The 26,757-nt window shown below is 73.2% G+C and carries 19 protein-coding genes and 1 pseudogene; 16 read left to right on the top strand and 4 right to left on the bottom strand.

The features are described 5' to 3' along the window. The first annotated feature begins 65 nt into the window (after positions 1-65). From scpB to K7C98_RS27820, 4 genes are all read left to right on the top strand, one after another. On the top strand, positions 66-2,249 hold the full coding sequence (gene scpB, locus K7C98_RS27835; RefSeq protein WP_224194814.1) for an SMC-Scp complex subunit ScpB: 2,184 nt from the start codon (positions 66-68) through the stop codon (positions 2,247-2,249). Between the two features lie 921 nt (positions 2,250-3,170). After that, on the top strand, positions 3,171-4,076 hold the full coding sequence (locus K7C98_RS27830) for a pseudouridine synthase (RefSeq protein WP_346660308.1): 906 nt from the start codon (positions 3,171-3,173) through the stop codon (positions 4,074-4,076). Between the two features lie 65 nt (positions 4,077-4,141). Next, positions 4,142-4,447 carry a 30S ribosomal protein S14 gene (gene rpsN / locus K7C98_RS27825; protein WP_224194813.1) on the top strand — a complete coding sequence of 102 codons (306 nt, stop codon included), beginning with the start codon at positions 4,142-4,144 and terminating at the stop codon, positions 4,445-4,447. A 23-nt stretch (positions 4,448-4,470) separates the two neighbouring features. Then, positions 4,471-4,827 carry a type B 50S ribosomal protein L31 gene (locus K7C98_RS27820; RefSeq protein WP_224194812.1) on the top strand — a complete coding sequence of 119 codons (357 nt, stop codon included), beginning with the start codon at positions 4,471-4,473 and terminating at the stop codon, positions 4,825-4,827. Between the two features lie 283 nt (positions 4,828-5,110). Here the strand turns inward: K7C98_RS27820 and K7C98_RS27815 are convergent, their stop codons facing one another. Continuing rightward, positions 5,111-6,091, bottom strand: coding sequence for a beta-ketoacyl-ACP synthase III (locus K7C98_RS27815; RefSeq protein ID WP_224194811.1), 981 nt, complete (start codon positions 6,089-6,091; stop codon positions 5,111-5,113). Between the two features lie 162 nt (positions 6,092-6,253). Between K7C98_RS27815 and K7C98_RS27810 the strand changes: the two genes are divergently transcribed. The 4 genes from K7C98_RS27810 (at position 6,254) to K7C98_RS27795 (ending at position 11,820) form a co-directional block, all read left to right on the top strand. Then, the gene (locus tag K7C98_RS27810; protein ID WP_224194810.1) at positions 6,254-7,948 is read left to right on the top strand and encodes a tetratricopeptide repeat protein; all 1,695 of its coding nucleotides are present in this window, start codon (positions 6,254-6,256) and stop codon (positions 7,946-7,948) included. Positions 7,949-8,030: 82 nt separating this feature from the next. Further along, positions 8,031-9,263 carry an FHA domain-containing serine/threonine-protein kinase gene (locus K7C98_RS27805; RefSeq protein WP_224194809.1) on the top strand — a complete coding sequence of 411 codons (1,233 nt, stop codon included), beginning with the start codon at positions 8,031-8,033 and terminating at the stop codon, positions 9,261-9,263. A gap of 188 nt (positions 9,264-9,451) precedes the next feature. Then, positions 9,452-11,251 carry a cytochrome c3 family protein gene (locus K7C98_RS27800; RefSeq protein WP_224194808.1) on the top strand — a complete coding sequence of 600 codons (1,800 nt, stop codon included), beginning with the start codon at positions 9,452-9,454 and terminating at the stop codon, positions 11,249-11,251. A gap of 149 nt (positions 11,252-11,400) precedes the next feature. Then, on the top strand, positions 11,401-11,820 hold the full coding sequence (locus tag K7C98_RS27795; protein WP_224194807.1) for a hypothetical protein: 420 nt from the start codon (positions 11,401-11,403) through the stop codon (positions 11,818-11,820). Positions 11,821-11,990: 170 nt separating this feature from the next. On the opposite strand, the gene ftsH is transcribed toward K7C98_RS27795, so the two are convergent. Both ftsH and tilS read right to left on the bottom strand, forming a co-directional pair. Then, on the bottom strand, positions 11,991-13,910 hold the full coding sequence (gene ftsH / locus K7C98_RS27790) for an ATP-dependent zinc metalloprotease FtsH (protein ID WP_346660307.1): 1,920 nt from the start codon (positions 13,908-13,910) through the stop codon (positions 11,991-11,993). Positions 13,911-14,022: 112 nt separating this feature from the next. Continuing rightward, positions 14,023-15,060: a tRNA lysidine(34) synthetase TilS gene (gene tilS / locus K7C98_RS27785; RefSeq protein WP_224194806.1), complete on the bottom strand. Its 1,038-nt coding sequence runs from the start codon at positions 15,058-15,060 to the stop codon at positions 14,023-14,025. Between the two features lie 29 nt (positions 15,061-15,089). Here tilS and K7C98_RS27780 point away from each other — a divergent pair, with 29 nt between their 5' ends. After that, positions 15,090-16,829, top strand: a complete 1,740-nt coding sequence (locus K7C98_RS27780; protein WP_224194805.1) for a DUF6178 family protein — start codon at positions 15,090-15,092, stop codon at positions 16,827-16,829. Between the two features lie 195 nt (positions 16,830-17,024). Here K7C98_RS27780 and K7C98_RS27775 read toward each other — a convergent pair whose 3' ends face one another. After that, positions 17,025-18,548 carry a S1C family serine protease gene (locus K7C98_RS27775; RefSeq protein ID WP_224194804.1) on the bottom strand — a complete coding sequence of 508 codons (1,524 nt, stop codon included), beginning with the start codon at positions 18,546-18,548 and terminating at the stop codon, positions 17,025-17,027. Between the two features lie 259 nt (positions 18,549-18,807). Here K7C98_RS27775 and K7C98_RS27770 point away from each other — a divergent pair, with 259 nt between their 5' ends. The 7 genes and pseudogenes from K7C98_RS27770 to K7C98_RS27740 form a co-directional block, all read left to right on the top strand. Beyond that, complete coding sequence (locus K7C98_RS27770; protein ID WP_224194803.1) at positions 18,808-19,827, top strand: polyprenyl synthetase family protein; 1,020 nt, start codon at positions 18,808-18,810, stop codon at positions 19,825-19,827. 232 nt (positions 19,828-20,059) lie between these two features. Beyond that, complete coding sequence (locus tag K7C98_RS27765) at positions 20,060-20,893, top strand: class I SAM-dependent methyltransferase (protein ID WP_224194802.1); 834 nt, start codon at positions 20,060-20,062, stop codon at positions 20,891-20,893. Continuing rightward, entirely contained in the window at positions 20,890-21,783 is an 894-nt protein-coding gene (locus tag K7C98_RS27760; protein WP_224194801.1) for a UbiX family flavin prenyltransferase, read from the top strand. The genes K7C98_RS27765 and K7C98_RS27760 overlap by 4 nt, the downstream gene beginning before the upstream one ends. Further along, a complete protein-coding gene (locus K7C98_RS27755; protein ID WP_224194800.1) occupies positions 21,780-22,601 on the top strand; it encodes a hypothetical protein in 822 nt (273 codons plus the stop codon). The genes K7C98_RS27760 and K7C98_RS27755 overlap by 4 nt, the downstream gene beginning before the upstream one ends. Further along, positions 22,598-23,860 carry an aminofutalosine synthase MqnE gene (mqnE, locus tag K7C98_RS27750; protein WP_224194799.1) on the top strand — a complete coding sequence of 421 codons (1,263 nt, stop codon included), beginning with the start codon at positions 22,598-22,600 and terminating at the stop codon, positions 23,858-23,860. The genes K7C98_RS27755 and mqnE overlap by 4 nt, the downstream gene beginning before the upstream one ends. 962 nt (positions 23,861-24,822) lie before the next feature. Further along, entirely contained in the window at positions 24,823-26,226 is a 1,404-nt protein-coding gene (locus tag K7C98_RS27745) for a glycosyltransferase family 2 protein (protein WP_224194798.1), read from the top strand. A gap of 10 nt (positions 26,227-26,236) precedes the next feature. Then, positions 26,237-26,757, top strand: a pseudogene (locus tag K7C98_RS27740) (hypothetical protein); the annotation flags it as partial.

Genomic DNA, 26,757 nt, shown 5'->3' with positions numbered 1-26,757 from the left:
AGGAGTCGACTGTCGCGGGGACGGAGCTGTCTCGCGGCGACGCGAGCACGGGCGCCGAGGCGACAGTGTCTGACGAGGCAGCTGTGGGCGAGGTCGACGCGGCCGTGTCCGGCGAGCAGTCCGAAGGGACAGGTGGCGAAGGAGCGGACGGGCAGTCCGAAGGGACAGGTGTCGCAGATCCGGGGGCGCCGGCGGGTGAGCCCGGCGGGCAGTCCGAAGGGACAGGTGTCGCAGATCCGGGGGCGCCGGCGGGTGAGTCCGGCGAGCAGTCCGAAAGGACAGGTGTCGCAGATCCGGGCGCGCCGGCGGGTGAGCCCGGCGAGCAGTCCGAAGGGACAGGTCCCGACGATCCGCTCGCCGCGGCCCTGGCGGCCGCGACGGCGCCCCGGGCGGCGACCCCGGGGGTGGTGCTCAGCGACGAGTTGCCGATCGATCCCGACGACGACCTGCGCGGGGTCGAGGGCGAGGCGTCGGCGCGGCTGGTGTCGATCCTCGAGAGCTTGCTGTTTTCGGCCGCGAAGCCGCTGTCGGTCAAGGATCTGCGCAAGGTGCTGCAGGAGACCAGCCAGCGGCAGATCCAGCTGGCGTTGCGGCACCTGATCGAGGTGACGAGCACGCGCGGCGTGGTGCTGGCGCAGGTGGCAGGCGGCTTCCAGTTCCGGACCCACCCCGAGAACGCGGTGTGGGTGCAGAAGATGCTGCAGGCGAAGCCGGCGAAGCTGAGCCGCACGCAGATCGAGACGCTGGCGATCGTGGCGTATCGCCAGCCGGTGACGCGTCCCGAGATCGACGACATCCGCGGGGTCGACAGCGGCGCGGTGCTGAAGTCGTTGCTCGAGCGCGAGCTGATCCAGATCGTCGGCAAGAAGGACGAGCCGGGCCGTCCGCTGCTCTACGGCACGACCGTGCGCTTCCTCGAGTTCTTCAACCTCCGCGGCCTGCGCGACCTGCCGACGCTGCGTGACTTCCGCGATCTGTCCGAGGAGTCGAAGGCCACCGTCCGCGAACGCCTCGGCGATCTGCAGGTGGCCGAGGCGCTCGGTCAGGAGGTGCTGGGGTTCCCCGGTCCTGAAGGACAGGGCGCTCCGGACATGACGCAGGAGCCAGGCCAAGCGGAAGCCGCGGCTGGAGGAGCCGGCCAGGAGGCCAGCGAAGCCGCGAGCGGGGGCGACGGTGAGGCGGACGGCGCGTCGCACGACGGCGCGGCCGGCGATTCGGGAGACGCGAGCGGGGCGGAAGGGGACGCGTCCGGCGCTGAGGCGGCCGCCGGCGATACGGCGGTCGCGGCGGGAGACGCGGGCGGCGAGGAGGCGAGCGTCGCCGGAGACGCCAGCCGAGGAGCCGAGGCGGCCGGCGATCCCAGTCCGGACGGAGGAGCGGCGTCCTCTGGCGAGTTGCGCGGGGACGACTCGGGCGAGGTCGAGGAGCGCGCGGGCGACTCGGACGAGAGCTCGGGCGGGTCGGGTGACCCGGAGGACTCGATCGCGGGCGGGTCGGCCGAGGTGGAGACCGCGAGCGCGGGCGACTCGGACGAGAGCGAGGAGAGCTCGAGCGGGTCGGGTGACTCGGAGGACTCGATCTCGGGCGACTCGAGCTCGGACGACTCGGACGAGAGCGAGGAGAGCTCGAGCGAGGCGGGTGACTCGGAGGACTCGTTCGCCGGCGGCTCGGACGGTGGCGAGGAGAGCTCGGGCGGCTCGGACGGCGGCGAGGAGAGCTCGGGCGGGGCGGAGGACTCGAGCGCGGACGACTCGGCCGAAGTGGAGGGCGCGAGCGGGGACGACTCGGACGGCGGCGAGGAGAGCTCACGCGGGACGGTCGACTCGGAGGACTCGAGTGCGGATGAGCCGGACGAGAGCTGGCGCGGGCCGGTCGACTCGGAGGGATCGAGCGCGGACGACTCGGTTCGGGACGAGGCGAGCGCGGACGACCCGGACGAGGGCCGGCGCGACTCGAGCGCGGGGGACTCGGACGAGCCCTGGCGCGAGCCGGAGGAGTCGAGCGTGGACGATTCGCGCGATCCGGACGAGGACTGGCGCGGCCCGGTCGCGGCAGAGGATGATTCGGGGCCGGGCGAGGTCGTCACGGGCGATGAGCGCGGAGCAGACGCCGAGGACTCGAGGGAGCCCGCGGATGACGTTGGCGAGCTCCCGCTCGCCGCGGCCGACGAGGCCGGCGATGACGCGTCGACGACAGCGGTCGAAGGCTGGACCGAACCGTCGACTGACGACGATGAACACGAAGATTGAGCCGCGAGACGGCGTAGAGGAGCAGCGAGCATGAAGCGAACGACCAACCAGGGCAGGACCGGCGGACACAAGGCCGCTGCGCGGTCGCAAGGGGCGCGGACGGCCGGGAAACCGGCGCGGGCCGGCGAGGGACGCGGCGCCGCAGGCGGCGATCGTCGTACGAGCCGCGATCCGAAGCGCGGCGCTGCGGTCCGGGGAGACGAAGAGGGCCAGCGCGGTGGTCCGCGCCCCGAGCGGCGCGGCGGCGAGCGATCCGCCGCCGGCGGGCGAGCGGGGGCGAAGGGCCGGCCCGCCGCGCAGGAGCGGCGAAACGAGCGCCGCGGGGGCGGGTCGGACAGGTCCGCAGGTCGGGCTCGAGGCGAGCATGTCCGAGAGGACAGGTCGCAGGGCGCGGGGACGAGGCCCCGCGCCGGCGGGCCGGGCGCCGAGGCGAGCTCTCGCGCGCCTGGCGCGAAGGACAGGCGGTCGTCAGCTGTCCCGAAGGACAGCCGGACCGCGCGCGCGCCGGGAGCCGCGAAGGGGCGCACGCGGCCAGGCCGGACCGCAGGTGACGGGGTGCCGGGAGCTGTCTCGAAGGCCAGGACCGCGCGGCCGCGCGGGAGCGACGAAGGGATGGAGGCTGTCTCGCGGGCCAGGACGCGAGGGCGCGGTGACGGGGCGGCGGGAGCTGTCTCGAAGGCCAGGACGCGAGGGCGCGGCGACGAGGGGACGGGGGCTGGCTCGAAGGCCAGGACGACACGAGGGCGCGGCGCCGGCGGCCACGAACAGGCCGGCAAGGCGCGCCGTCCGGCCGCCGGGGCCAAGCGCGGTGCGGCTGGCGGGAAGGACAGATCGGCGCGAGCTGTCCCGCAGGACAGCTCGGCGCCGCGCGGCCTGGCCGACGCGCCGGCGCTGCGGCGGGCCGAGCGAGCGGCCGCGGCGGTGAAGACGGGCGCGACGGCGAAGGCCAGGAAGGCCGCAGAGGCGCCCGAGATCCTGCGCCCGGCGAAGATCCGCCTGCAGAAGGCGCTGGCCGCGGCGGGCGTGACGTCGCGGCGCAAGGCGGAGGAGCTGATCGCGGCCGGGGCGATCAAGGTGAACGGCAAGCGGGTCACCGAGCTGGGGACGAAGGTCGATCCCGACCGCGACGCGATCGAGGTCCGCGGCTCGCGGGTGCAGCTCGAGAAGAAGGTCTATTTCATCCTGAACAAGCCGGACGGGGTGGTCTGCTCGGCCGAGGGCCCGAAGGACGCCGAGGGCCGACCGACCGTGCTGTCGCTGTTCCCCGAGCTGCCGCAGCGGATCTACCCGGTCGGCCGCCTCGACTTTCATACGCGCGGCGCGCTGATCATGACGAACGACGGCGATCTCGCGGCTGCGCTGACGCATCCGCGGCATGAGATCCCGAAGACGTACCACGTGAAATTTCAGGGCAAGCTCACGGAGGCCGAGCTCGGCGCGCTGGCCGGCGGGGTCACGCTGGACGACGGCACCGTGACCCGCCCGGCGGCCGAGGTCAGCGTGATCAAGGAGACCGCGACCAACAGCTGGGTGCAGATCACGCTGCGACAGGGCCTCAACCGGCAGATTCGCCGCATGGGCGAGGCCATCGGCAGGCCCGTGCTGAAGCTGATCCGCGTCGCCATCGGCGGCCTGACGGCGGACGGACTGGCAGATGGTGAGTTTCGTCCGCTGACCCCGACGGAGGTCTACGACCTCATGGCCGCGGCGACGCCCGCCGCGCATCCCAAGGCCAAGGCCAGGACCCGGCGCGGAGGCGACGCCCCGGTGGCGGACGCGGGCGGGCGGCCGCGTTCCCGGCTTGCGCCGGGGAAGCGGGCGGGGTAGTGTCCGCGCCCGCTCGTCGTTCAAGACCCGCAGGGTCGTGAAGACAATTTCCGCCAGGACTTCGTATGGCCAAGAACTCTCAAGTTTTGCGCGACAAGAAGCGCGACAAGCTGATCAGCAAGTACGCGGCGCGTCGCGGCGATCTGCGCGACAAGCTCAAGGATCCGAACATCGATCTCGAGGACAAGCTCGCGATCTCGGCGCAGCTCACCAAGCTGCCCCTCAACTCGTGCCCGACCCGCAAGACCCGGCGCTGCATGCTGACGGGCCGCTCCAAGGCGGTCTATCGCAAGTTCGGCCTGTGCCGGAACATGCTTCGCGAGCTCGCCCTCAAGGGTGAGCTGCCGGGCGTGACCAAGTCGAGCTGGTGATCGTCGCCCGCCGCAGGAGAGTCATGAAGTCCGGAATCCATCCCAGCTACCGCAAGGTCCTGTTCGTCGACGCCTCCTCGGGTGACGAGTGGGTGTCCTACTCGACGATGACCGGCAGCGATACGCGCCCGCACAAGGGCGAGGACCTCCCGGTCGTCCGCGTCGACATCTCGTCGTTCAGCCATCCGTTCTGGACCGGTCAATCGCGCGAGGTCGACACCGAGGGCCGCATGGACCGCTTCCGCCGCCGCTACAACGTGAAGGGCGGCGCCTCCGCCGCCCCCGCGCCGGCCGCTGCGAAGCCCGCCGCCGCCGCTGCTCCGGCCAAGGCCGAGGCCGCTGCGCCGGCCAAGCCCGCCGGCAAGGCGAAGAAGAAGTGATTCGCGCGTCGGACTCCTCAGGGGTCCGACCGTGAACGCCGAGCTCGACGCGCGTCACGACCTCCGGGTCGTGATGCGTGTTTGCATTGGTTCGATGAACGCCGAGCGCGTCACGACCTGCGAGATCGCAATCGTGGAGAGCAACGGATCAAGAGTCCGTTGCTCTCGCCGTCGCGCGAGTGAGGAACGCGACGGTTGAGGCGGTCGATGCTGATGGCCTCGAGCACGCCCGTCGGTTCACCAGGACCGGCGCCGATTTGCGGCCGCGCGGACGCCCGGTGGTTCACACGCGCAGGACCTGGGCGGCCCAGGTGAAGCCGGTGCCGAAGGCGGTCATCGCCACGATGTCGCCGTCCTGCAGGCGACCTGCGGTGCGCGCCTCGTCGAGCGCGACGGGGATCGTGGCGGCCGACATGTTGCCGTAGCGGTCGACGACCGAGACCATGCGCGCCGGGGCGATCGCGGTGCGGGCCCGCGTGGCTTCCATGATCCGCGTGTTGGCCTGGTGCGGGATGAGCAGCGTGACGTCATCGGGGCCCACGCCGGCGCGCTTGAGGGCCTCGATCGCTCCCTCGCTCATCGCCGTGACGGCGTGCTTGAAGACGGTGTTGCCCTCCATGTGCACGGTGTGGGCCCGGGCCGCGACGCTCTCGGCGCTGGCAGGCTGACGCGTGCCGCCGGCGGGCTGGTAGAGCACCCGAGCGAGGGTACCGTCGGCGCCCCAGGCCGAACCGAGCAGGCCGCGATCTTCGTCGCAGGCCGTGAGGATCGCCGCGCCGGCGCCGTCGCCGAACAGCACGCAGGTGCTGCGGTCCTCCCAGTTCACGACCTTGCTCATCACCTCGGCGCCGATGACCGCGGCGGTCCGAGCGCCGCCGCCGGCGATCAGGCCGGCGGCGAGCTCCATGCCGTAGAGCCACCCGGAGCAGCCGGCGCTGACGTCGAAGGCGGCCGGACCACGCAGGCCGAGCTTGTGCTGCACCCAGCACGCGGTCGACGGGAACAATGTATCGGGGGTCGACGTGGCGACGATGAGGACGTCGATGGCGTCGGGCTCGAGGCCGCCGGCGCGACACGCCGAGACCAGCGCCTCGGCGGCGAGGTCGGAGGTGGCGACCTCGGGGGCGGCGATCCGGCGCTCACGAATTCCGGTCCGCTCGACGATCCACCGATCCGTGGTGTCGATCATCGTCTCGAGCTCGGCGTTCGTCAGCACGCGAGGGGGCAAGGCGCGCGCAGTGGCGAGGATCTTGAACCGACGCATGCGTCACCTGCTAGCTCACCCTGCGACTGCACGGCAATCGAGAAGCATGTGCGGCAGCGCCGTCCGCGACCCGATGGAGCCAACACACACCCTTTTGCACGCAAATTCCGGGGCGACGCGCAAGGCTGCTACAGTACCGGGGCCATTTTGCCCCTCGCACGTATGCGCCCCTCTCTCTCTGTCTGCGCACTCTTTCTGGCGGCCTCGACCCTCGTCGCCTGCGCCTCGTCGCTCGACAAGGCTCGGGTCGCCCGCAATGCCCACGACGACGTCAGGGCCGAGCAGTACCTGCGCAAATCGATGGCGAGCGATCCCGAGGATCGTGCCGCGGCCCAGAAAGAATTGGCGTCGCTCAAGTTCGCCCAAGCGCAGGCGAAGGCCAAGCAAGATCCCGCGGCCGCCGAGAAGCTGGTGCGCGAGAGCCTGACGCTGGCCCCCGGCGACGAGAAAGCCGTCGATCTCCTCGGCCGCGTCATCGCCGCGCAAGGTCGCCTCGACGAGGCGATCGGGGTGCTCGGCGAGGGCGAGCAGGGCAAGCCGTGCGACATGTGCAAGCGCTACCTGTCGGTGCTGCTGCTCGAGCGGGCCGACAAGCGCGAGGCGGCCAAGGACTTCGAGGGCGCGCGCGCCGATTACTCGCGCGCGACCGATCTGATCCCCGACGCCGCGACGGCCCTGGCGGTCGCCCGCATCAGCGAACAGCTCGGCGACTTCGAGGGCATGACCCGCGCCGTCGAGCTGGCGGTGCCGCTGATCCGCGCCGACGACAGCGCGGCGCAGAACGAATTCCTCGGCATCCGCGAGCGCACGGTGCTGGCGGCGGCGGGTCGTGGCGACGTCACCCTGGCCGATCGCTGGCTCAATTTCTTCCCGCCGGGCGCGGGCGGCGACGGCTGGTACGTGTTGCAGCTGCGCCTGGCGCAGGAGCTGTATCGGCAGAAGAAGGTCGACGTCGCGATCGGGCGCGCTCGCCACATGCTCGGGCCGACGCACACCGACACGCTGCCGGCCAACCGCAAGACCGAGTTCCAGCGGTTCCTCGCCGACATCTACCGTCTGCAGGGCGTCGGCTTCCTGCGCGAGGGGAAGCTCGTCGAGGCCGACGACAACTTCCGCATGGCGATGGAGTTCGCGCCGACCGACGACAAGATCAAGCTGCTGCGGGCGCTGGCGATCGCGGGCAACAAGGAGATCGGGCGCGCGATCCAGGTGGTCAACGCGCTGCCCAAGGAGACCAAGGGGCACGCGGAGGTGCTGGCGATCCTCGAGAGCATGCAGGTCGCCGATCGCCTGGCCGACGGCGACGTCGAGGGGGCCAAGGCCGCGCTCGCGCGCGCGCAGGCGGCCAGCGCGGAGACGCCCGAGGTGCACGTCGCCATGGCCGAGATGCTCGTCATCACCCCGGCGGCGGGCATCACCAAGGGCATCGTCCGCCAGCTCAAGAAGAGCGGGATCGTCAAGTACCCCAACGACGAGGTCAATCGCTACGGCGAGGCGCTGTCGGAGCTGGCGTGGGCGCGCGAACAAGCGCGCGGGCTCGGCGAGGGCTACCTGTTCCGCGGGCCGGGGATCGACGCGCGCATGGCCAACCTCGACCGCCAGCTGCGGGCCTTCTACCCGTTTCCGGTCGAGTTCAACGCCGACAGCACGGCGATCCTGAAGATCCGGTTCAAGAGCGGCGCGGCCGGCGAGGTCGGCGTCAAGACCGACGAGGGCGAGCAGGCGGTCCGCGTTCCGGCCGGGAGCGAGGGCGCCGAGGTGGTGCTGCGCCAGCCGGGCCTGACGTACTTCCGGATCAACGGCAAGGTCAGCAGCTTCGTCACCGAGCCCTACACCCGGGTGACGATCGACCTCTGACGTCCTTCGCGCCGCTGAGGCCGCCGGCGGTCGGCTCCGATCGCCGCTTCACGGCGCGCGGCTCCTGATAGACTCGCCGGCGATGCAGCCCTGTCCCTATCGCAAGATCCGTCCGCTGGGCGAGGGGTCGATGGGGGACGTGCACCTGTGCGTCGACGTGCAGCAGCGGCGCCTGGTGGTGGTGAAGTGGCTGCGCGCCGAGCTGCACGAGGGCAGCCAGGCGGCGGTCCGCTTCCGCCGCGAGGCCGAGCTGATGGCGGGGGCCAACTTCCCCGGCGTCATCAAGGTCGAGGAGTGGGGCCTCGACGAGTTCGGTCGCACGTGGATGGCGATGGAGTTCGTCGACGGGCTCATGCCGTCGGCGGTGGTCGGGCCCGGCGACTGCTGGTCGGTGCACCGCCTGCTCGCCGGCGTCGGCCAGGGCCTCGACGACCTCCACGGCCTCGGCGTGGTCCACCGCGACCTCAAGCCGGAGAACGTGCTCCTGCGCAGCTCGGTCGACGGCTGGGAGCCCGTGATCATCGACCTCGGGATCGCCAAGTGGCTGGCGCAGGAGACCGCCACCGCGAGCGGCTCGGTGTTCGGCACGCCGCACTACATGAGCCCGGAGCAGTGCCGCGACACCAAGCACGTCGGGCCGGCGACCGACCGCTACGCCGTCGCCGTCATCATCTTCGAGCTGCTCGCGGGGCGGCGGCCGTTCGAGGGCCGCACGATCCCCGAGCTGCTGCGCCAGCACCTCGAGTCGGCGGTGCCCGAGCTGCAGATCCCCAAGCGCGTGCGCTCCGGGGCGATCCGCGACACCGCGGCCAAGGCGACCTACCCGTCGCCCAACCTCGACGCGTTCATGCGCAAGGCGATGGCCAAGGAGCCGCGCCTGCGCTTCGGCAGCGGCCGCGAGATGGCGACCGAGTTCGAGCGCGCGGCCAAGGCCGACGGGCTGTGGGAGATACCTGACCCTTCGGACATGACGCCGCTGTTCCCGGCGCTGACCCACCCGATGGCCGAGATCATCATCGACGGCGAGTCGCGCCAGCGCTTCGACGTGCGCCACGGGCCGCTGGTGCTCGGCCGCCACGAGTCGTGCCAGGTGGTGCTCGGCTCGCCGCGCCTCAGTCGCCTGCACGCGTGCGTGTATCTGCACCGCGGCCGGGTGTGGGCCGCCGATCTGCACAGCCAGAACGGCACGCTGTTCCAGGGCCGCGCGCTCCAGCCCGGCGTGCCGATGCCGTTCCCGCCGGGCGGCCAGACCGCCGTGTTCACGCTCTACAACCGCAACATCGCGGTTCGCCTCGGCACCGCCACGGGGCCGTGAGCTCGAGCCGCGTCATGCCGGACGACGCGGACGAGACAGCGACGAGCGACGCCGTCGCGCCGCGACCGGGCGACGTGAGGCCCGCGAGTAATTCGGCGACGGGGTCCGCTGCGGCGCGTGAGCTCGACGCGCGTCGACGCGACGACGGGAGGGCCGAGACCGGGACGGGCGACTTGCGAGCGCGGCGGTTGGCGAGCGGGCTGGTGTTCGGGCCGGCGCTCGCGTGGTCGATCGCGGCGATCGCCGGCCTCGCGTACGCGGGGGGGCGGGCGGACGCGTGGGGGCCGCTCGAGCGGCGCGGCGCGGCGGTGGCCGGCTCCGACGCGTGCCGCGCGTGTCACCCGGCGCAGCACGACACGTGGGCGCGTAGCTATCACCGGACGATGACGCAGCGGGCCGAGGGCGCGGCCGTGCTGGCGCCGTTCGCCGGGGAGCACGTCGATCACCTGGGCTTCCGCGCGACGATGACGCGCACGGCCGAGGGTCGCCCGCACGTGCGCGTCGCGGCGATCGATGACGAGGGAGGCGCGTCCGGTCCGCCGTTGCTCGACGTCGACGTCGTGATGACGGTCGGCAGCCATCGCTATCAGCAGTACCTGGCGCAGATCGACCGCGGCGGCGGCCCCGGCGAGGTGTGGCGCCTGCCGGTCGCCTGGCACGTCGCGACCGCGCGGTGGATCCCGATGAACGCGGCGTTCCTCGAGCCCGAGGGCGCGCGCGGCGACGCCGACGCCTACCTGCGCCACCTGAGCCGCTGGAACGACAACTGCGTGCTGTGCCACAACACCGAGCCGCGGCCGGGGATGGCGCAAGGGACAGGTGACGCGCCTCGCTTCGACACCACCGTCGGCGAGCTCGGGATCGCCTGCGAGGCCTGCCACGGGCCGGCCGGCGCGCACCTGCAGCGGCACGCCGATCCGTTCCGCCGCCTGCTGACCGGCGGGGCGGGGGACGGATCGATCGCGCACCCGGGGCGGCTGTCGCCGCGCGACGAGAGCGGGGTGTGCGGCCGCTGCCACGGCAACCGGATCAGCGCCGACGTCGCGGCGGTGCTGCGCGACGGGGACGGCTTTCTCCCCGGCACCGACCTGGCGAGCGTGTCGCGGCCGATCTTCCGCGACGCGACCGTCGGCGGCGAGGCGCTGTTCTCCGAGCGCTTCTGGCCCGACGGCACGCCGCGGCTGTCGGCCTACGAGTACCAGGGCCTGCTGCTGTCGCCGTGCCACCAGGACGGCCGCGCGGGCGGGCTCGGCTGCGACGACTGCCACGCGATGCACGGCGACCGGCCCGACATGCAGGTCCGACCCGATCGGCTCGGCGACCGCGCCTGCACTTCGTGTCATGTCCCCGAGGACCTGTCCCTTGGAGCACGGCACGGAGGACATGGCGAAAAGGTCACGTGCCAGGGCTGCCACACGCCGCGGATCACCTACGGGCTGCTCGAGGGGATGATCGGCCACCGGATCGCGGTGCCCCGCCCGCAGGCGTGGATCGGCCGCCACGATCAGCCGGACGCGTGCACGCAGTGCCACGTCGACCGCAGCCGCACCTGGGCGGCGGAGGCCCTGCCGCGGCTCGGCTTCCCTGGTCCCGGTCCGCTGCCGGCGCCGGCGCCGGACGAGGCGTGGGGCTCGCGCGTGCAGCTCGACCTGGCCGGCGGCGATCCGCTGCAGCGCGTGCTGGCGATCCACGCGCTCGCGCGACCGGAGGTGCCGGTCGACGTGGCGGCGCGCCGGGCCTGGATCACCGACGCTCTCGACGACGAGTACCCGGCGGTCCGCTGGTTCGCCTGGCGCGCCCTGCGGAAGCTCGCCTCGCCGGAGCAGGCCGCGCTGGTCGCCGCCTACGACCCGCACGCCGAGGCCGAGCAGCGCGTACCCGCGGCCGACGCGTTGCGCGGGGCGTTCGGGCGCGGGCCGTTCACGCCGGAGCAGCGCGAAGTGCTCGAGGCCCGCCAGGAGCGCACGGTGCTGTGGATCGGCGAGTGAGAGGTGCGGCCGGCGCCCTCCATCCCGGCCACGGAGGCCCGGAGGCGGACGAGGGGGCCTCGGGAACGAGGGCCGGCCGGGCCTTGTCCGACGCGAATTCCCGCGCGGAAGATCTGTCGGGCGAGCGGTCGTGCGGCTAGATTGCCCGGGTGCGCGCCGAACGGCACCACCGGCTCTCGCTCGCGCTGCTGGCGATCTTCCTCGCCTCGGGGCTGTGGCTCGAGGCGATGATCGGGTTGCGCGCGGGCGGCTGGGTCGACGATCCGCTGCGCCGTGAGTTCTTGCGGCTGGGTCACGCCCACGGCGGCGTGCTCGCGCTGGTCAACCTCGCGGTCGCCTGGTCGATCGGACAGCTCGCCACGCCCGAGCCGTGGGCCGGCAAGATCCGCGCGGCGGCGCTGCTCGGCGCGCTGCTCGTCGGCGCCGGGTTCATGGCCGGCGGGCTCACGCACGGGCCGACCGACCCGGGGCCGCCGATCCTCGTGGTGCCGGCGGGGGCGCTGCTCATGCTCGCCGCGGTGGTGGCGACGGCGCTGGTGCGCCCGACCGACCGCGCGCCGGGGAGCTGAACGGCGGCCAGCCACGACGGCGCGGCGCGAGAGATGTCCTCGTCGCCGGCGCGCCGCGCACGAGGAACTTGGGACATGTCGTCGAGGGCATGCCCTGGGGGACATGTCCTGGCGACCAAACAAGAACGGCCGGACCCGCGGGTCCGGCCGTCTCGCGCGCGCCGCTGCGATCAGGACGGCTCGGCGACCAGGCCGCCCGGGGGCACCGGGGCCGGCTTGCGGCTGGGCTCGCTGGTGGCGACGGGGGCGCTGTTGCGGGGGCGGATCGGCGGCAGCGGGCGGCCCTCGATGACGGTGGCGACCTCGACGGCGGACAGGACCTCGCGCTCGAACAGGGCCTTGGCGAGGCGCTGGAGGGCGTCCGCCTTGGTGGTGAGCAGCTCCCTGGCGTGCGTGTACTGGCGGGTGACGATGTCGTGGATCGTCCTGTCGATCGCCTGCGCGGTCGACTCCGAGTAGTTGGGCGACTGCTGGAGCTCGCGGCCGAGGAACGGCTGGCTCTCGGCCTTGGTGTAGGCGACCGGGCCGAGCTCGTCGCTCATGCCCCACTCGCACACCATCTTGCGCGCTAGGGCGGTGGCGCGTTCGATGTCGTTGCTGGCGCCGGTGGTCTTCTGGCCGTTGAACGCGATCTCTTCGGCGATCCGGCCGGCCATGAGGATGGCGATCTGGGCCAGGGCTTGCTCGCGGTCGAGGCTGTAGCGGTCCTCCTCGGGCAGCTGCTGGGTGACGCCGAGGGCGCGGCCGCGGGGGATGATCGTGACCTTGTGGATCGGGTCGACGTGCTCCTTGGGCAGGCTCATCGCCACGAGGGTGTGGCCGGCCTCGTGCCACGCGGTGGTCCAGCGCTCCTTCTCGGAGATGATGGCGCTCTTGCGCTCGGAGCCCATCAGGACCTTGTCCTTGGCGCGGTCGAAGTCGTCCTCGTGGACGCGGTCGCGGCCGCCGCGGGCGGCCATGAGGGCGGCCTCGTTGACGAGGTTCTCGAGGTCGGCGCCGGAGAAGCCGGGCGTGCCGCGGGCGATGAGGCTGACGTCGACGTTGTCGTCGACCGGGACCTTGCGGGTGTGGACCTTGAGGATCGCCTCGCGGCCGCGCACGTCGGGCAGGCCGACGATGATCCGGCGGTCGAAGCGGCCGGGGCGGAGCAGGGCGGGGTCGAGGACGTCGGGGCGGTTGGTGGCGGCGACGAGGATGACGCCGTCGTTGCTCTCGAAGCCGTCCATCTCGACGAGCAGCTGGTTCAGCGTCTGCTCGCGCTCGTCGTGACCGCCGCCGAGGCCGGTGCCGCGGTGGCGACCGACGGCGTCGATCTCGTCGATGAAGATGATGCAGGGGGCGTTCTTCTTGCCCTGCTCGAACAGGTCGCGCACGCGCGAGGCGCCGACGCCGACGAACATCTCGACGAAGTCGGAGCCGCTGATGCTGAAGAAGGCGACGCCCGCCTCGCCGGCGATGGCCTTGGCGAGCAGGGTCTTGCCGGTGCCCGGAGGGCCCATCAGCAGCACGCCCTTGGGGATCCGGCCGCCGACGCGCAGGTACTTCCGCGTGTCGCGGAGGAAGTCGATGATCTCCTCGACGTCCTCGCGGGCCTCGTCGACGCCGGCGACGTCCTTGAACGTGACCTTGTTCTGGTGCTCGTTGAGCAGGCGCGCCTTGCTCTTGCCGAAGTTCATCGCCCGCCCGCCGCCGGCCTGCATCTGGCGCATGAACACGACCATCAGCACGACGATGAAGATCAGCGGCAGGTACATCAGCGCGAACTGCAGCAGCGCGCTGTCCTCTTCGGGCTCGACGCGGTAGTCGATCTGCTTCTCGCTGAGCTTTTGGTAGAGGTTCTCGGCGACGGGGCCGGTGGCCTGGTAGGTCTTGCCGTCGAGGTCGTACGAGATGTCGACGTAGCTCGGGTGAACCGCGATCACCATGTTCGAGCTGTGTTTGAGCGACCCCCAGTCGCGGTCGACCGTCTCGACGAACTTGGCGTACGAGATGTTGACCACCTCGTGGCTCGTGTTGAACATGTTGGCCAGCGCGAGCACGCCCACGATAAGGCCGAGCCACACCAGGAGGGTCTTGGTCTGCTGTTTCACGGTGAGAAGGTTCCAGAGCCGAGCCTGGAGCTTTGCGAGCATAGCGGAAGACGGATCGCCCGGCCAGCCGCGGCGGCCCGGATCGCGCGCGTCGGGGCCGCTGGTCCCGGCGCTAGTGGTCGTGAGGCGCGGGGATCTCTGCGCCGGGAGCGGCCCGCGCGAGCGTGAGGCCCAGGCGGTCCAGGCGCACGCGCAAGCCCGGGCGCAGGTCCCAGACATGGGGCCGGAGCACGGCGTCCGTGCCCCCCAGCGCTGCGGCGCGCGCCATCACGGCGCGGTCGATGTCCTCGATCACGGCCGCCCGCAGCGCCCCGAGGTCGGCGCCCCCGAGGCCGCAGATCCGGCGCACGACCCGGGTCCGCACCGCTCGCGGCAAGACGTGCAGATCGTCCGTCGACCAGCAGGTCGCAGGGCCTCGCCGCCGCGCGGCCTCCTCGCGCTCGGCCCAGGCGGACAGCGCCTCCTCCGCGTCGGCGGCGTGTGTGGCGAGACACACGAGCGCCTGTTCGACGCGCGGGTTGCCGGCGCGCAGCAGCGGGAGCACGCGCTCGCGCACCCGCACGCGCGGCTGCTCCTCGTCGCTGTTGGTCGGGTCGTCGACGAACGGCAGCGCCATGCGATCGCACAGCTCCCGGGTCAGGCCGCGCGAGAGCCCGAGCAGCGGCCGCAGCCACGGCGCCTCCCACGGCCGCATGGCGGCCAGACCCTCGAGGCCGCAGCCGCGTGCGGCGTGCATGAGCAAGGTCTCGGCCTGATCGGTGGCGGTGTGACCGAGAGCGATCGCATCGCAGGCGTGCCCATCGGCGAAGGCCTGCAGCGCGGCGCGTCGGGCCTCGCGGGCGCGCGCGGGCAGGCCCGGACCTGGCGTAAGGGACAGGCGCGTGGCGACGCCCACGAGGCCCATCTGCGCCGCCATTCGCGCGACCCCCGCGGCCTCGTCGGCCGACTCGCGGCGCAGGCCGTGATCGACGTGCGCGACCACCAGCTCGAGCTCCGCGTCGCGCGCGAGCAGTCGCAGCAGGCCGAGGAGCGCGGTCGAATCGGCGCCGCCCGAGCAGGCGACGAGGATCCGCCGCGGCGGCCCGGCGGCGCGGAGGCTGCGGCGAACCTGGCCGAGAGCGCTGGCGATGGTCGGGTGGCGGGGTGGCACGGCCGTGCGGCGATGATACCTTCCCGCCGATGACCTCGCCCGCAGAGCTCTCCCGCGCCGGCCACGACCTCGCCAGCGTGCAGCGCGACCCGCTCGTGCTCGAGCAGCGCGACGACCTCGCCGAGTTCGTCCCGCGGCTGCCGCCGACGGCGTTCGTGCAGATCGCCCGCGGCCTGCGCGAGGAAGATCGACTCGACCTGCTGCTGCCGCACGCGTCGCCCGAGCAGCTGACGGCGCTGCTCGACCTCGACGGCTGGTCGCGCGATCGGATCGCGGTCGACAAGGCGCGCGCCTGGCTGGTGGCGATCGCCGACGCCTACGCGCTCGCCGGCAAGCCGCGCGGGCAGCTGCGCAACATCATCGAGGACATGGACCCGGAGATGTGGACGATGGCGCTGCTCCCGGGCACGGCGGTGTACGAGCTCGACCCCGACGACGTCGAGCAACGCGAGCAGGCGCTCGCGGCCGTCGACGCGCTGTTCTCCTACGAGACGCCCGACGGCGGCTTCATCGTCGCGGTGCCCGACAACGACCTCGGACACCGCGTCATCCACGTGCTCGAGCGCGTCTACGCCGACGACCTGCAGACGGGGCATCGGCTGTCGCTGTCGCTGCGCGGGGCGATGCCGGCCCAGCTCGAGGAAGATCTGCTGCGCTGGCGCAGCGGTCGCCTCGCCGACCTCGGGTTCGTCGAGTGGGAGGAGGCCATGAAGTTGTTCCGCCCGCTCGACGCCAAGTCGGCCCGGGAAGCGGCGGTCCCGGCGGCGCCGGCGGCGGTCGTCGGCGAGGCGCCGCTGGTGGCGTTCCCGTCGGCGACGTCGGGGCTGCTGCGCCGGGTCCTCGGCGGCCTCGGCGCGGGCGAGCAGGGCGTGCGCGCGCGCGAGTTCGCCCTGCTGGTCAACGAGCTGATGTCGGCCCAGCGCAGCGAGCCCGGCGACGCGAAGGCGCAGGAGCGGGCGTTCCACCAGGCCGAGGCGACGGTGAGCCTCGGGCTCGAGGTGCTGCTCGCGGGGCTCGGCTTGCCGGCGCCCGAGGTCGACGCGTTCCTGGCCGGCCGGATCGCCGCGCTCGGCCTGCGCGGGGTGTTCCGCGTCGGCTACGGGCCGCTGGCGACGCTGCGCAAGACGGCGCTGGCGCTGCACCGCGAGGGGCGGGTGTCGCTGACGAAGATCGGCTCGCTGCTCGACCGCCCGTGGGGTCCGGCGCTCGAGTCGCTGTCGCGGTGGCTGCCGGAGCTGCCGATCGAGACCGCGAGCGGCGGGGTGCGGCCGATCGCGGGCCTCCGCGACGTCGCCCGCGCGACCGAGCTGCTGGCCCAGTCGGCCGCCCTGGCGGCCCTGACCTTCGACCCGCGCGGCTACGCGATCGATCCGCAGTGGGTCGGCCGCGTCGACGAGCCCGAGCGCCTCACGCTCGGCGATCTGGTGCGCACCGCGGCGCTGCGCCGGCAGCTGCCCGGGATGTCCGAAGAGACAGCCGCGAGGTTCGCCCCGGTCGACGCCGACGACCTGGCGTGGGCAGCCGAGCATCTGCTCGTCGGCGGTCGCCTGGCCCCGGCGTTGGCGGTCGACCTGCGCAAGCGTTGCCTGGCGATCGGGGCGCCGCAGCACGCGGAGGCGTTCGTGTCGGCGGTGCTGCTGCGGCTCGAGGTCGAGCTCGGGGCGCTCGAGCGCGACGACGAGGGCGTGGTCGACCTGCGGCGCGTCGGCGGGGTGATCACGCCGCAGCGGATGGGCGTGTGGCTCAAGACCGGGCTGTCGGCGACCTGAGCGCGCACCGGCGCGGCGAGGCCCGGCGCCTCGAGTGACAGTGACGACGCACCGCGGGCCGCTCGCGCGGACGGGCACGAAGGCGGCGCAGGCGAGCGCCGGGCGGGCTGCGCGATCGGGCATGTCGAGGCGGACATGCGATCGCGGACATGCTGGTTCGGGCATGTCCGCCGGGACAGGCCCGAACCGCCAGGCTCAATCCGGCGAGACCGGGAAGTCGCGCACGCGCAGGGTGCGGCCGTCGGCGAGGACGAAGCCGACCTGGACGGCGGCGAAGCGGCCGATCTGGCGCAGCTCGGTGAGCAGCGGGCCGAGGTCGTCGCGGCTCTCGACGGGGATGCCGGCGATCTCGGACACGCGGGCGTTGCGGAGCAGCTCGCGGCCGCGGGAGCGCGAGATCGGGGCGTCGGGGCGCAGCTCCTTGACGATCGGCTCGCGGCGCGACTCGTCGAGGCGGAGGCCGAGCAGGGCGTCGGCGTCGATGAGGACCTGCTGATCGGGCGGGGCGGCGGCGACCGGGATGGTGAAGGTCAGGCGGTTCTTGCCGCGGACGACGGTGAGGTTCAGGACCTCGCCGGGGAGCAGGCCGCGGACGGTGGACACGAAGTGGTGGGCGAGGCGCAGCTGGGCTTCGGGGCCGGTGCCGAAGGAGTCGAAGCGCTGGCCCTGGGCCTCGACGATGAGGTCGTCCTTGCGCAGGCCGGCGGCGTCGGCGGGGCGGCCGGGCAGCACGCGGCTGACGCGGAGGCCGTTCGCGTAGCCGAGCGCGCGGGCGTGGTCGTCGAGGGCGCCGTCGGGCGCGACCTCGGCGCCGACCTGGCCGGAGCGGGCGCCGTGGCCGGCGCGCAGGGCCTCGAGCAAGGCGGCGATGTGGTCGATGGGGATGGCGAAGGCGATGCCCTGGGCGCGCTCGAGCGTGGCGGTGGTGATGCCGACGAGCTGGCCGCGGAGGTTGAAGATCGGGCCGCCGGAGTTGCCGAGGTTGATGGCCGCGTCGAGCTGGAGGAGCGGGGTCTGCCGGCTGCGCGAGAGGCCGGTGCGGTTGACCGCGGCGACGATGCCCTGGGCCACGCTGTGCTCGAGGCCGAGCGGGTTGCCGACGGCGAACACGGTCTCGCCGACGCGCAGCTCGTGCGAGCGGCCGCGGGCGGCGAACGGGAACCTCTCGGCGTTGTCGGCGGGGAGGAGGCGCAGCAGGGCGATGTCGCGGTCGGGGTCGGCGACCAGCAGCTCGGCCGGCAGCTCGCGGCCGTCGACGAAGCGGGCCCGCACCGGCTGCTGGGCCAGGCCGCCGGCCTCGGTCACGCCGCCGAGGACGCGCTGCCGCGGCTCGCGGATCTGGCCGGCGACGACGTGGTAGTTGGTGAGGACCAGACCTGTCTCATCGACCAGGACGCCGGCGCCCAGCGCGTCGGCGCCGGTGAGCGTGACGACGGCGTCGCGCGTGTGCTCGACCGCCTCGACCAGGCTGGGGCCGCCGGGGCCGCTGGCCTCGGGGCAGTCGCACACCGGCGCGGCGGCGGCCGGCGGCAGGGCAGGGACGGGCACCGGCGCGGGCGAGCTGTCGGCAGGGACAGGTGCGATCGGCGGCGCGGTCTGGATGCCGACCAGCACCGCGACCCCGCCGAGCAACACGCCGAGCACCGCAGCGCCGGCGGCGATCCACAGCGACTCGCCGCGCGCAGGTCGCGGCTCGGGTCCCGTTGCGGTGTCTGGCATCGCCGGGACAACCTAGCGCGTCCGCGCCGCATTCCCAATTCCGGCGGCCGGGCGGCCTCTCGCGCCCCTGCGGGCGTCCGCGGCGCGGCGTCACGGGCGCGGATCTTCGCCCCGGGCCGCGGCAAAATCTCGCCGGCGACGGGGCCGATCTGCGCCCCGCGTGAGGAAATGGCCGCCTCGAGGCCCGGCGCCGAGGTGAGCCGCCCGCGCGTTTCTGGCATCCTCTCGCACCTGCGGCGCCGCGCCGCGCCGCCTGCCAATGACACGTCCGGCCACGCACGCAGCCCTGCAGTCCTCGCCCGCTACCCAAGGAACGGCGCTCGAGCAGGCCATCGGCCTCGTCGCCGGCGAGCTCGTCGAGGTGGAGGCCCGGCTCGAGCAGCTCCTGCAGTCGTCGATCGCGATCATCCCCGAGCTCGGCGGTCAGCTCGCGTTCGCCGGCGGCAAGCGGTTCCGCCCGCTGGTCACGCTGCTGGCCGCGCGCGCGGCCAACTTCATCGACCCGGTGCGGATCACCGTCGCGGCCGTCGGCGAGCTGCTGCACACCGCGACGCTGCTCCACGACGACGTCATCGACGCCGGCGAATTCCGCCGCGGGCGCCCGACCGCGCGCCTGCAGTACGGCAACGGCATGGCGGTCCTGACCGGCGACTTCTGCCTCGCGCGCGCGCTGCAGGCGATCGCCTACTCGGGCCGCCTGCAGGCGGTGCAGACGCTGTCCGACGCGGTCACGCGGATGGCCGAGGGCGAGGTGGCGCAGCTGGAGATCGCCGGCGACCCGGCGCTCGACAAGGCCCGCTACTACCTCGTCATCGAGCGCAAGACCGCGGCGCTGATCGCCTGGGGCGCCAGCCTCGGCGGTCTGCCGGCGCCCGAGCACGCGGCGGCGCTGCACCGCTACGGGCTCGAGATCGGCTACGCGTTCCAGATCGCCGACGACGTGCTCGACTACGCCGGGGCCCTCCACGACACCGGCAAGACCCACGGCCAGGACCTGCGCGACGGCAAGCTGACGCTGCCGCTGATCCTCGCCTGCGAGCGCGATCCGGGGCTCGCGCGGGCGGTCGCGCAGCTGCTCGCCCACGGCCCGCCGGTCGCGGCCGAGGCGGCCGACGCGATCGTCGCCCGCGTCGCCGCCTCGCCCGGGGTCGAGCTGGCGGCCCGGGCGGCCGAGGCCCACGCCGAGGCCGCGGTCGCCCAGCTGGCCGAGCTGCCGCCGTCGTCCGCGCGCGACGCCCTGGTCGAGCTGGCCCGCAGCGTGTCGCGCCGGGTCAGTTGAGGCTCGCGGCGCGCGCCTGTCGCAAAGTTCCTGTCGTTTCCTCCCTGTCGCAAGACACCTGTCCGCTTCACCCTGTTCCGACATTCCTGTCCCGACCGACCTGTCGCAAGACACCTGTCCGCTTCACCCTGTCCCGACCGACCTGTCGTAACGCACCTGTCCGAATGTCCCGGCGCGACGTACCCGCCCGATCGAGCCGTTCGACGCCTCACCCGACCGCTTCGAGGACCCGATGACCCAGCCCGCCCCGCTCGCCGAGACCGTGGCCGCGATCGACGCCCACGGCGCCCGCGTGCAAGGTATGTTCACCGACATCGCCCGCGGCTACGACCGAGCGAACCGGTGGATGAGCCTCGGCATCGACGTGCTGTGGCGCCGCAGCGCGGTCGCCGAGGTGCTGCCGGGGTCGTGCGCCGACGACGGGTCGCGCGGCGGCGTCGCGCCCGGGAGCGTCGTGGTCGAGGGCTCGCACGCCGCCGCGGACGGGCCGCTGCGGGCGCGGATCCTCGACCTCTGCGCCGGCACGCTCGACTCGACGCTCGAGCTGCACCGCCGCTACCCGCAGGCCGACATCGTCGGCGGCGACTTCTCCGCCGGGATGCTCGCCGTCGGCGAGGCCAAGCTGCGGGGAGCGGCGCGCGAGCGGCTGGTCGCCCGCGAGATGGACGCGCACGCGCTGCCGGAGCCCGACGCGGCGTTCGACGCGGTGTTCTGCGCGTTCGGGGCGCGCAACCTCAGCGACCTGGAGACGGCCACGCGCGAGCAGCTCCGCGTGCTGCGCCCCGGCGGGCGGCTGACGGTGCTCGAGTTCTTCCGCCCGCGCGGGCTGTTCTCGCGGGCGTTCCACGCCTGCTACAACCGCACGGTGCTGCCGGTGGTCGGCTGGGCGGCGACCGGCAACCTCGGGGCCTACCTCTACCTGCCGCGCAGCATCGGCGCGTTCGTGACGATCGAGGACTACTGCGCGCTGCTCGATCGGGTCGGGCTGCAGGTGATCGGGCAGCAGCGCCTGTTCGGCGGGGTGGCCGGGATCGTCCGCGCCGAGCGGCCGCGAGGTGGCGCGTGAAGCTGGTGGTCGTGGTCACCGGCGCGAGCGGGGCGATCTACGCCCGCCGCGCGCTGCATGTCCTCGCGGACCTGCGCGCCGGGACATGGCCGAACGAACCTGCCCGATCGGACCTGCAGGTCGACTGGGTCGCGTCGGCCACGGCGCCGCAGGTGTGGCAGACCGAGCTCGGCGAGCCGATGCCGGACGAGATCGTGGCCGGCTGGGAGTCGGCGGAGTCGGGCGAGTCGACGGGGGTCGAGCCGGTGCACGGCGCGAGCGGGGCGGGCGAGTCGACGGAGGTCGGGCCGGCGCACGGCGCGGGCGAGCCGACGGGCAGCTCGACGCGGCGGTCGCGGAGCGGAGCGCCGGGTCCGCGCGGGCCAAGGCCGCGGACGAGTCCGCCCACGGAGTTCTTCGGCTCGGGCGTGATCGCGGGGCGTGACGGACGCCCGCCGAGCGGACCGAGGGTCGCGGCGGGCGAGGTCGGGTCGGCGGCCCCGCCGGTGGCCGGGCTGCGCCGCTGGGACCGCGGCGACTTCTCGGCCCCGTTCGCGTCCGGCAGCAACGCGCCCGACGCGGTGCTGGTGATGCCGTGCTCGATGAGCGCGCTCAGCCGGGTCGCCCACGGCGGCGGCGACGACCTGGCGGCGCGCGCCTGCGAGGTCGCGCTCAAGGAGCGGCGCCGGCTGGTGCTGGTCGTGCGCGAGACCCCGCTGAGCCTCGTGCACCTGCGCAACATGGTCGCCGCGACCGAGGCCGGCGCGGTCATCTTGCCGGCCGTTCCGTCCTTCTACGGCGCCGTCCGCACGCTGGACGACGCCGTCGACACCGTGGTCGCCCGCGCCCTCGACCACGTCGGACTCCGCGTCGCGCTGACGCGCCGCTGGGGCGCTCCGGAGGCCCCATGACGCCCGCCGAGCTCGCGCGCCTGTTCGATCTGCCGGCCGAGGCCGGCGCCCGCGCCCAGGCCACCCGCGCCGCCCAATTCGGCCGCCGCGTGCTGGTCCGCGGCGCGCCCGTCCACGCGGCCCCGGCCGTCGCGGCGCTGCTGCGCGCGGACGCGCCGCCGCTGGTCGATCTTCCTGGATGGTCCGACGGACATGTCTCGGCAGCCATGGCGGCGGCGACAGGTCGATCGGGCCAGGTCTCGCGGGACATGACCGACGCGACCGGTGCGAAGGGGCAGGGCGCGGGCGACATGTCCTCGGGGACCGGTCGCGACGGGCAGGCCCCCGGCGACATGCCTCAAGGGCCAGCCTCGAACGCCGAGCGCGACGGCGCGGCCGGCGATCCGGGGTGGCCCGATCCGGAGGCGCTGCGGCCCGGCGATCGCGTGGTGCTGCAGGTCGATCGCGCGCGGCTCGACGCGTACTTCGCGTACCTGGTCCGGCTGGCGGCGGCCGCTCCCGATGGCCTGTCGCTCGCGCCGTACTGCGCCCGCGCGGGCGGGCTGCTGCGCCTGCACCTGATCGCGGCCGCCCGGCTGGCGCTGCCGGGCCGGGTCCGCGTCGAGGCGCGGCACGACCTGCTCGGCATCCGCCTGGCCCAGGTCGCGCTCGGCTTCGGCGCGGACACGCTGGCGGGGCCGCTGGCGGCCGCGCGCAAGCTGCCGCTGGCGGGCGTACCCCGCCCCGACGAGGCGACGCCCGCCGGCCTGGCCGCGCTGATCGAGCGGGCCGGGCTTGAACCTGTCCTTCACGACATGACCTCGGAGACATTGCCATGAGCGATCCCGCCGCCCGTCCGTCCGCCGCCGACCTCGATGCCCGCGCCGACGCGCCCCAGGCCGGTCCGTCCGCGCCCGCCGTGCACGCGGGCGAGCGCAGCTTCGCCGCGATCGCCGCCAAGGTCCGCGCCGGCGAGCCGCTCGACCGCGACGACGGGGTGGCGCTGTACCGCCACCGCGACCTGCTGGCCCTCGGCGCGCTGGCCAACGAGGTCCGCGAGCGCCTGCACGGCGACCGCACCTACTTCAACGTCAACCTGCACATCAACCCGACCAACGTGTGCGAGGCGGACTGCAAGTTCTGCTCGTTCGCGCGGCTGACCCCGGACATGCCGCAGGCGTACACGATGACGGTCGAGCAGGTGCGGCAGAAGCTGATCGAGCGCGCGCACCAGCCGATCACCGAGGTCCACCTGGTCAACGGCCTCCACCCGGGGGTGCCGTTCTCGTACTACACCGACATCCTGCGCGGCCTGAAGGATCTGCGCCCGGACGTGCACCTGAAGGCGTACACGGCGGTCGAGATCCACTACTTCGCCGAGAAGTACGGGATGACCTACGAGCAGGTGCTGCGCGCGCTGATCGAGGCCGGCCTCGGCAGCATGCCGGGCGGCGGGGCCGAGATCTTCGCCGATCGCGTGCGTCGCAAGATCTGCCGCGACAAGGCCGACGCGCAGCAGTGGCTCGAGGTCCATCGCACGGCCCACCGCCTCGGCCTGCGCACCAACTGCACGATGCTGTACGGGACGGTCGAGACGCTCGAGGAGCGGGTCGAGCACATGCTGGCGCTGCGCGAGCTGCAGGCCGAGACCGGCGGGTTCCAGACCTTCATCCCGCTGGCGTTCCACAACGAGCACAACGACTTCCGCAAGCTGCCCGAGCCGACCGGCGTCGACGACCTGCGCACGTACGCGGTCGGCCGGCTGATGCTGCACAACATCCCGCACATCAAGGCGTACTGGGTGATGATCGGGGTCAAGACGGCCCAGATCGCGCTGAGCTTCGGCGTCGACGACGTCGACGGGACGGTGCAGGAGGAGAAGATCTACCACATGGCCGGCGCCGACACGCCGATGGCGCTGGCCCGCGCGGAGCTGGTGCGCCTGATCCGCGAGGCCGGGCGCGTGGCGGTCGAGCGCGACACGCTCTACGGGGTGCGATGGGTCGACGACGGGGCGCCGCTGCCGGAGATCCGGATGGACGCGAGCGTGCCGTTCTCGGGCCACGCCGGCCGCGTGCAGCTGCCCGTGGTGAGCTGAGCGCGCAGCGACGCGCGACTACATCAGCATCATTGCGAGGGCGCGCGGAGGGCTGTCTGTGCGGGCATGTTCGGGAGGGCAGGTTCGGGAGGGCAGGTTCATGGGCGTGCTCGCTTCGCGAACTGCCGAATGCGCCTCGCTAGCGGTCGGGGATGCGGTCCTCCGCCCAGTCCTCGCGGATGGACCCTCCTTCGTCGGGCCCATCTCGCTGCGGATGGTCGGAGGACCGCATCCCCGACCGCTGGCACGGCCCACTCGTGGGTGGCCCGATCGCCGGTCGCGGGCTTCGTTGGTGGCTGTCTCTTCGAGCAGGTGCACTCCGCCCGAGGGACGGCCGGGGCCGGCCATCCCTCGGACGGACCTCTGGGGGGCGTAGCCGGCGCTCGATCGTGACGCGACGATGGCTGCGGGCCGTCGCGCTTCTCGGACTCGTACAGGCGTCCGGGTGAATGCGAGGGGATGTCGCGCGACTCCTCGCATTCCTGGGATTGGGGGCAAACCCCTGTGTTCAGCGATCGCGGGGCCTGAAGCGCGATCGGGGCATACGGCTTCGATGACCTCAATACGGGGAATGGCGATTCGCTGATTGTAGAAAGTCGACGAAATCGACGTCATGGGGACGAGCCCGGGAGCCGACAAGACATTCATCGCATCATGCCGCCGGGCGCGCATTTGCTCGAATTCCGGGTTTCTTTCGCGGCTGTAATGGCTCGGTCCGGTCGATGGCGCATTCGCCGTGGTGATTGCGATGAATGATCGCAGTGTTGCGACATATCATCGCCGCGAATTCTTTCGCGAAAGAAGGAATCGCCTTGTAAAGCGGTCAGTACGGCGTTTCAGCGGCCGAGCGACCGTGTTCGGCTAATGCGCGTGTTGCGCGCCTCGTGGCGTGCGCCGCGCATTTCGGACGCAGCATTCAACGCACATCCGTGCATTCGCATTCCAAGACGGAGTTTTCATCGATGCATCGCCAATTGACGCGACGGCCGAACCCGGCCCGCAATCAGGTGACGGCGCGGCTGCAGTCGCTCCTCGGCCGGTCCATGCCCGAGGCGGGGCGCGGGCGGCCGGGGCCGGTCGATCCGCTGCTGAAGCTGGCCATCGTGTGCGCGCTCGCCGGCCTCATCGCCGTGCCGCTGCACTACGGGCTGTCGCCCTTCCTCGTCGAGTTCGACGAGCTGGTGGCCCTGCCGGCGCTGCGCAGCGTGCTCGTCGCCAGCGCGGCGCTGCTGCTCGGCCACGCGGCGCTGACCCTGGCGTTCTCGCTGCTGTACCGGCCGACGCCGGCGCGGCAGGAGGGCCTGCCGCGCTGCACGGTGGTCGTGCCGGCGTACAACGAGGGGCCGATGGTGGGGGTGGCGCTCGGATCGATCCTCGTCGGCGACTACCCGCGCGACCGGCTCGAGATCCTCGCGATCGACGACGGCTCGACCGACGACACCTGGACGCACATCCAACGGATCGCCAGCGAGCACCCGGACGTGGTCCGCGCGATCCGGATGCCGAAGAACGGCGGCAAGCGCGAGGCCCTGCGCGCGGGGTTCTCGGCGGCGACGGGCGAGGTCGTCGTCACCGTCGACTCCGACTCGCGCCTCGACCCCGACGCGCTGCGCCAGATCGTCGCGCCGCTGCTGGCCGACGCGAGGGTCGCCGCCGTCGCCGGCAAAGTGCTGGTGCTCAACCGCTACAGCGGACTCATCACCCGCCTGCTGGCGATCCGGTTCTTCCTCGCGTTCGACCTCGGGCGGGCCGCGCAGTCGCGCTTCGGCGCGGTGCTGTGCTGCCCCGGGGCGCTCACGGCCTATCGCCGATCGGCGGTGCTGGCGGTGCTCGACCGCTGGGCGACGCAGACGTTCCTCGGCGAGCCGTGCACGATCGGCGAGGATCGGGCGCTGACGACCTGGTTGCTGCGCAGCGGCCACCGCACGGTCTATCAATCTACGGCGATCGTCCACACGCTGGTGCCGACGCACTACGCCGGGCTGACGCGGATGTACCTGCGGTGGGAGCGGGGCAACCTGCGCGAGGGGCTGACGCTGCTGCCGGTGCTGGCGACCCGCTGGCGCGGCGAGGATCGCGTGTGGCCGACGATCGACATCCTGCTCGAGCTCGGGCAGGTCCCGCTCGCGTGCCTCGCGGTCGCGCTGACGGTGACGCACCTGCTGGCGGCGCCGCTCGACATCCTCCGCCTGATCGCGACCATCTCGGTGTTCGCGCTGGTGCAGTCGCTCTACACGCTCCGCTCCGAGCGCAGCACCGACTTCCTGTACGGGGTCGGCTACGCGTTCTTCGCGTTCCTGTGCCTGCAGTGGATCTACCCCTGGTCGCTGGTCACGGTGCGCAACGGCCGGTGGCTGACGCGGTGACGGGGGCGCCGTGCCGCCCGTGGTCGGCTGGCTGCCCCTCGGGGGCGCGGCTCTGTGGCTCGGAGGACATGTCCTCGCGGCCATGTTGCTGCCGGAGCGGGGCCCGCTGCGCGAGCGGCTGTGCCTCGGCCTGACGATCGCGCTCGCGGCGGCGCTCGGGCTCGTCGAGCTGCTCGGGGCGCTCGGGTGGCTGACGGGCCCGGTGGCGCTGGTCGGTTGCCTGGTGTTCGCGGCGGCGGTGACGCGGCGAGCGGGCCTGCGCGCGGCGGCGGCCGATCTGGCCGCGCTGGCGCGCGCGAGCGTGACCGCCGTGCAGGGGCCGTGGGCGCTCGCGGCCGTCGCGGGCGCGGTCGCGGTCGCGCTGGCGTCGCTGGCCGCGCTGTCGCTCGAGTCGTGGGGCTGGGACGCGCTCGCGTATCACTTGCCGCCGGTGCACGACGCGCTGCAGACCGGCCGCGTGCGCGAGGTGCCGACGCACGTGACCTACGCGAGCGCCTACCCGCAGGCGGTCGAGCGCGTGTTCACGCTGTG

This window comes from Nannocystis pusilla (genome assembly GCF_020073745.1).
GTDB classification, from domain to species: domain Bacteria; phylum Myxococcota_A; class Polyangia; order Nannocystales; family Nannocystaceae; genus Nannocystis; species Nannocystis radixulma.
The sequence above is the reverse complement of the archived record's forward strand: the minus strand, read 5'-3'. Positions and strand labels throughout refer to the sequence as shown.

Excerpts from the sequence above, each read along its gene's own strand:
- mqnE (WP_224194799.1), top strand. The coding sequence starts at position 22,598 with ATGAGCGATCCCGCCGCCCGTCCGTCCGCCGCCGACCTCGATGCCCGC.
- K7C98_RS27745 (WP_224194798.1), top strand. The coding sequence starts at position 24,823 with ATGCATCGCCAATTGACGCGACGGCCGAACCCGGCCCGCAATCAGGTG.
- K7C98_RS27765 (WP_224194802.1), top strand. The coding sequence starts at position 20,060 with ATGACCCAGCCCGCCCCGCTCGCCGAGACCGTGGCCGCGATCGACGCC.
- K7C98_RS27770 (WP_224194803.1), top strand. The coding sequence starts at position 18,808 with ATGACACGTCCGGCCACGCACGCAGCCCTGCAGTCCTCGCCCGCTACC.
- K7C98_RS27820 (WP_224194812.1), top strand. The coding sequence starts at position 4,471 with ATGAAGTCCGGAATCCATCCCAGCTACCGCAAGGTCCTGTTCGTCGAC.
- rpsN (WP_224194813.1), top strand. The coding sequence starts at position 4,142 with ATGGCCAAGAACTCTCAAGTTTTGCGCGACAAGAAGCGCGACAAGCTG.
- K7C98_RS27755 (WP_224194800.1), top strand. The coding sequence starts at position 21,780 with ATGACGCCCGCCGAGCTCGCGCGCCTGTTCGATCTGCCGGCCGAGGCC.
- K7C98_RS27775 (WP_224194804.1), bottom strand. The coding sequence starts at position 18,548 with ATGCCAGACACCGCAACGGGACCCGAGCCGCGACCTGCGCGCGGCGAG.
- K7C98_RS27815 (WP_224194811.1), bottom strand. The coding sequence starts at position 6,091 with ATGCGTCGGTTCAAGATCCTCGCCACTGCGCGCGCCTTGCCCCCTCGC.
- K7C98_RS27780 (WP_224194805.1), top strand. The coding sequence starts at position 15,090 with ATGACCTCGCCCGCAGAGCTCTCCCGCGCCGGCCACGACCTCGCCAGC.
- K7C98_RS27810 (WP_224194810.1), top strand. The coding sequence starts at position 6,254 with ATGCGCCCCTCTCTCTCTGTCTGCGCACTCTTTCTGGCGGCCTCGACC.
- K7C98_RS27805 (WP_224194809.1), top strand. The coding sequence starts at position 8,031 with ATGCAGCCCTGTCCCTATCGCAAGATCCGTCCGCTGGGCGAGGGGTCG.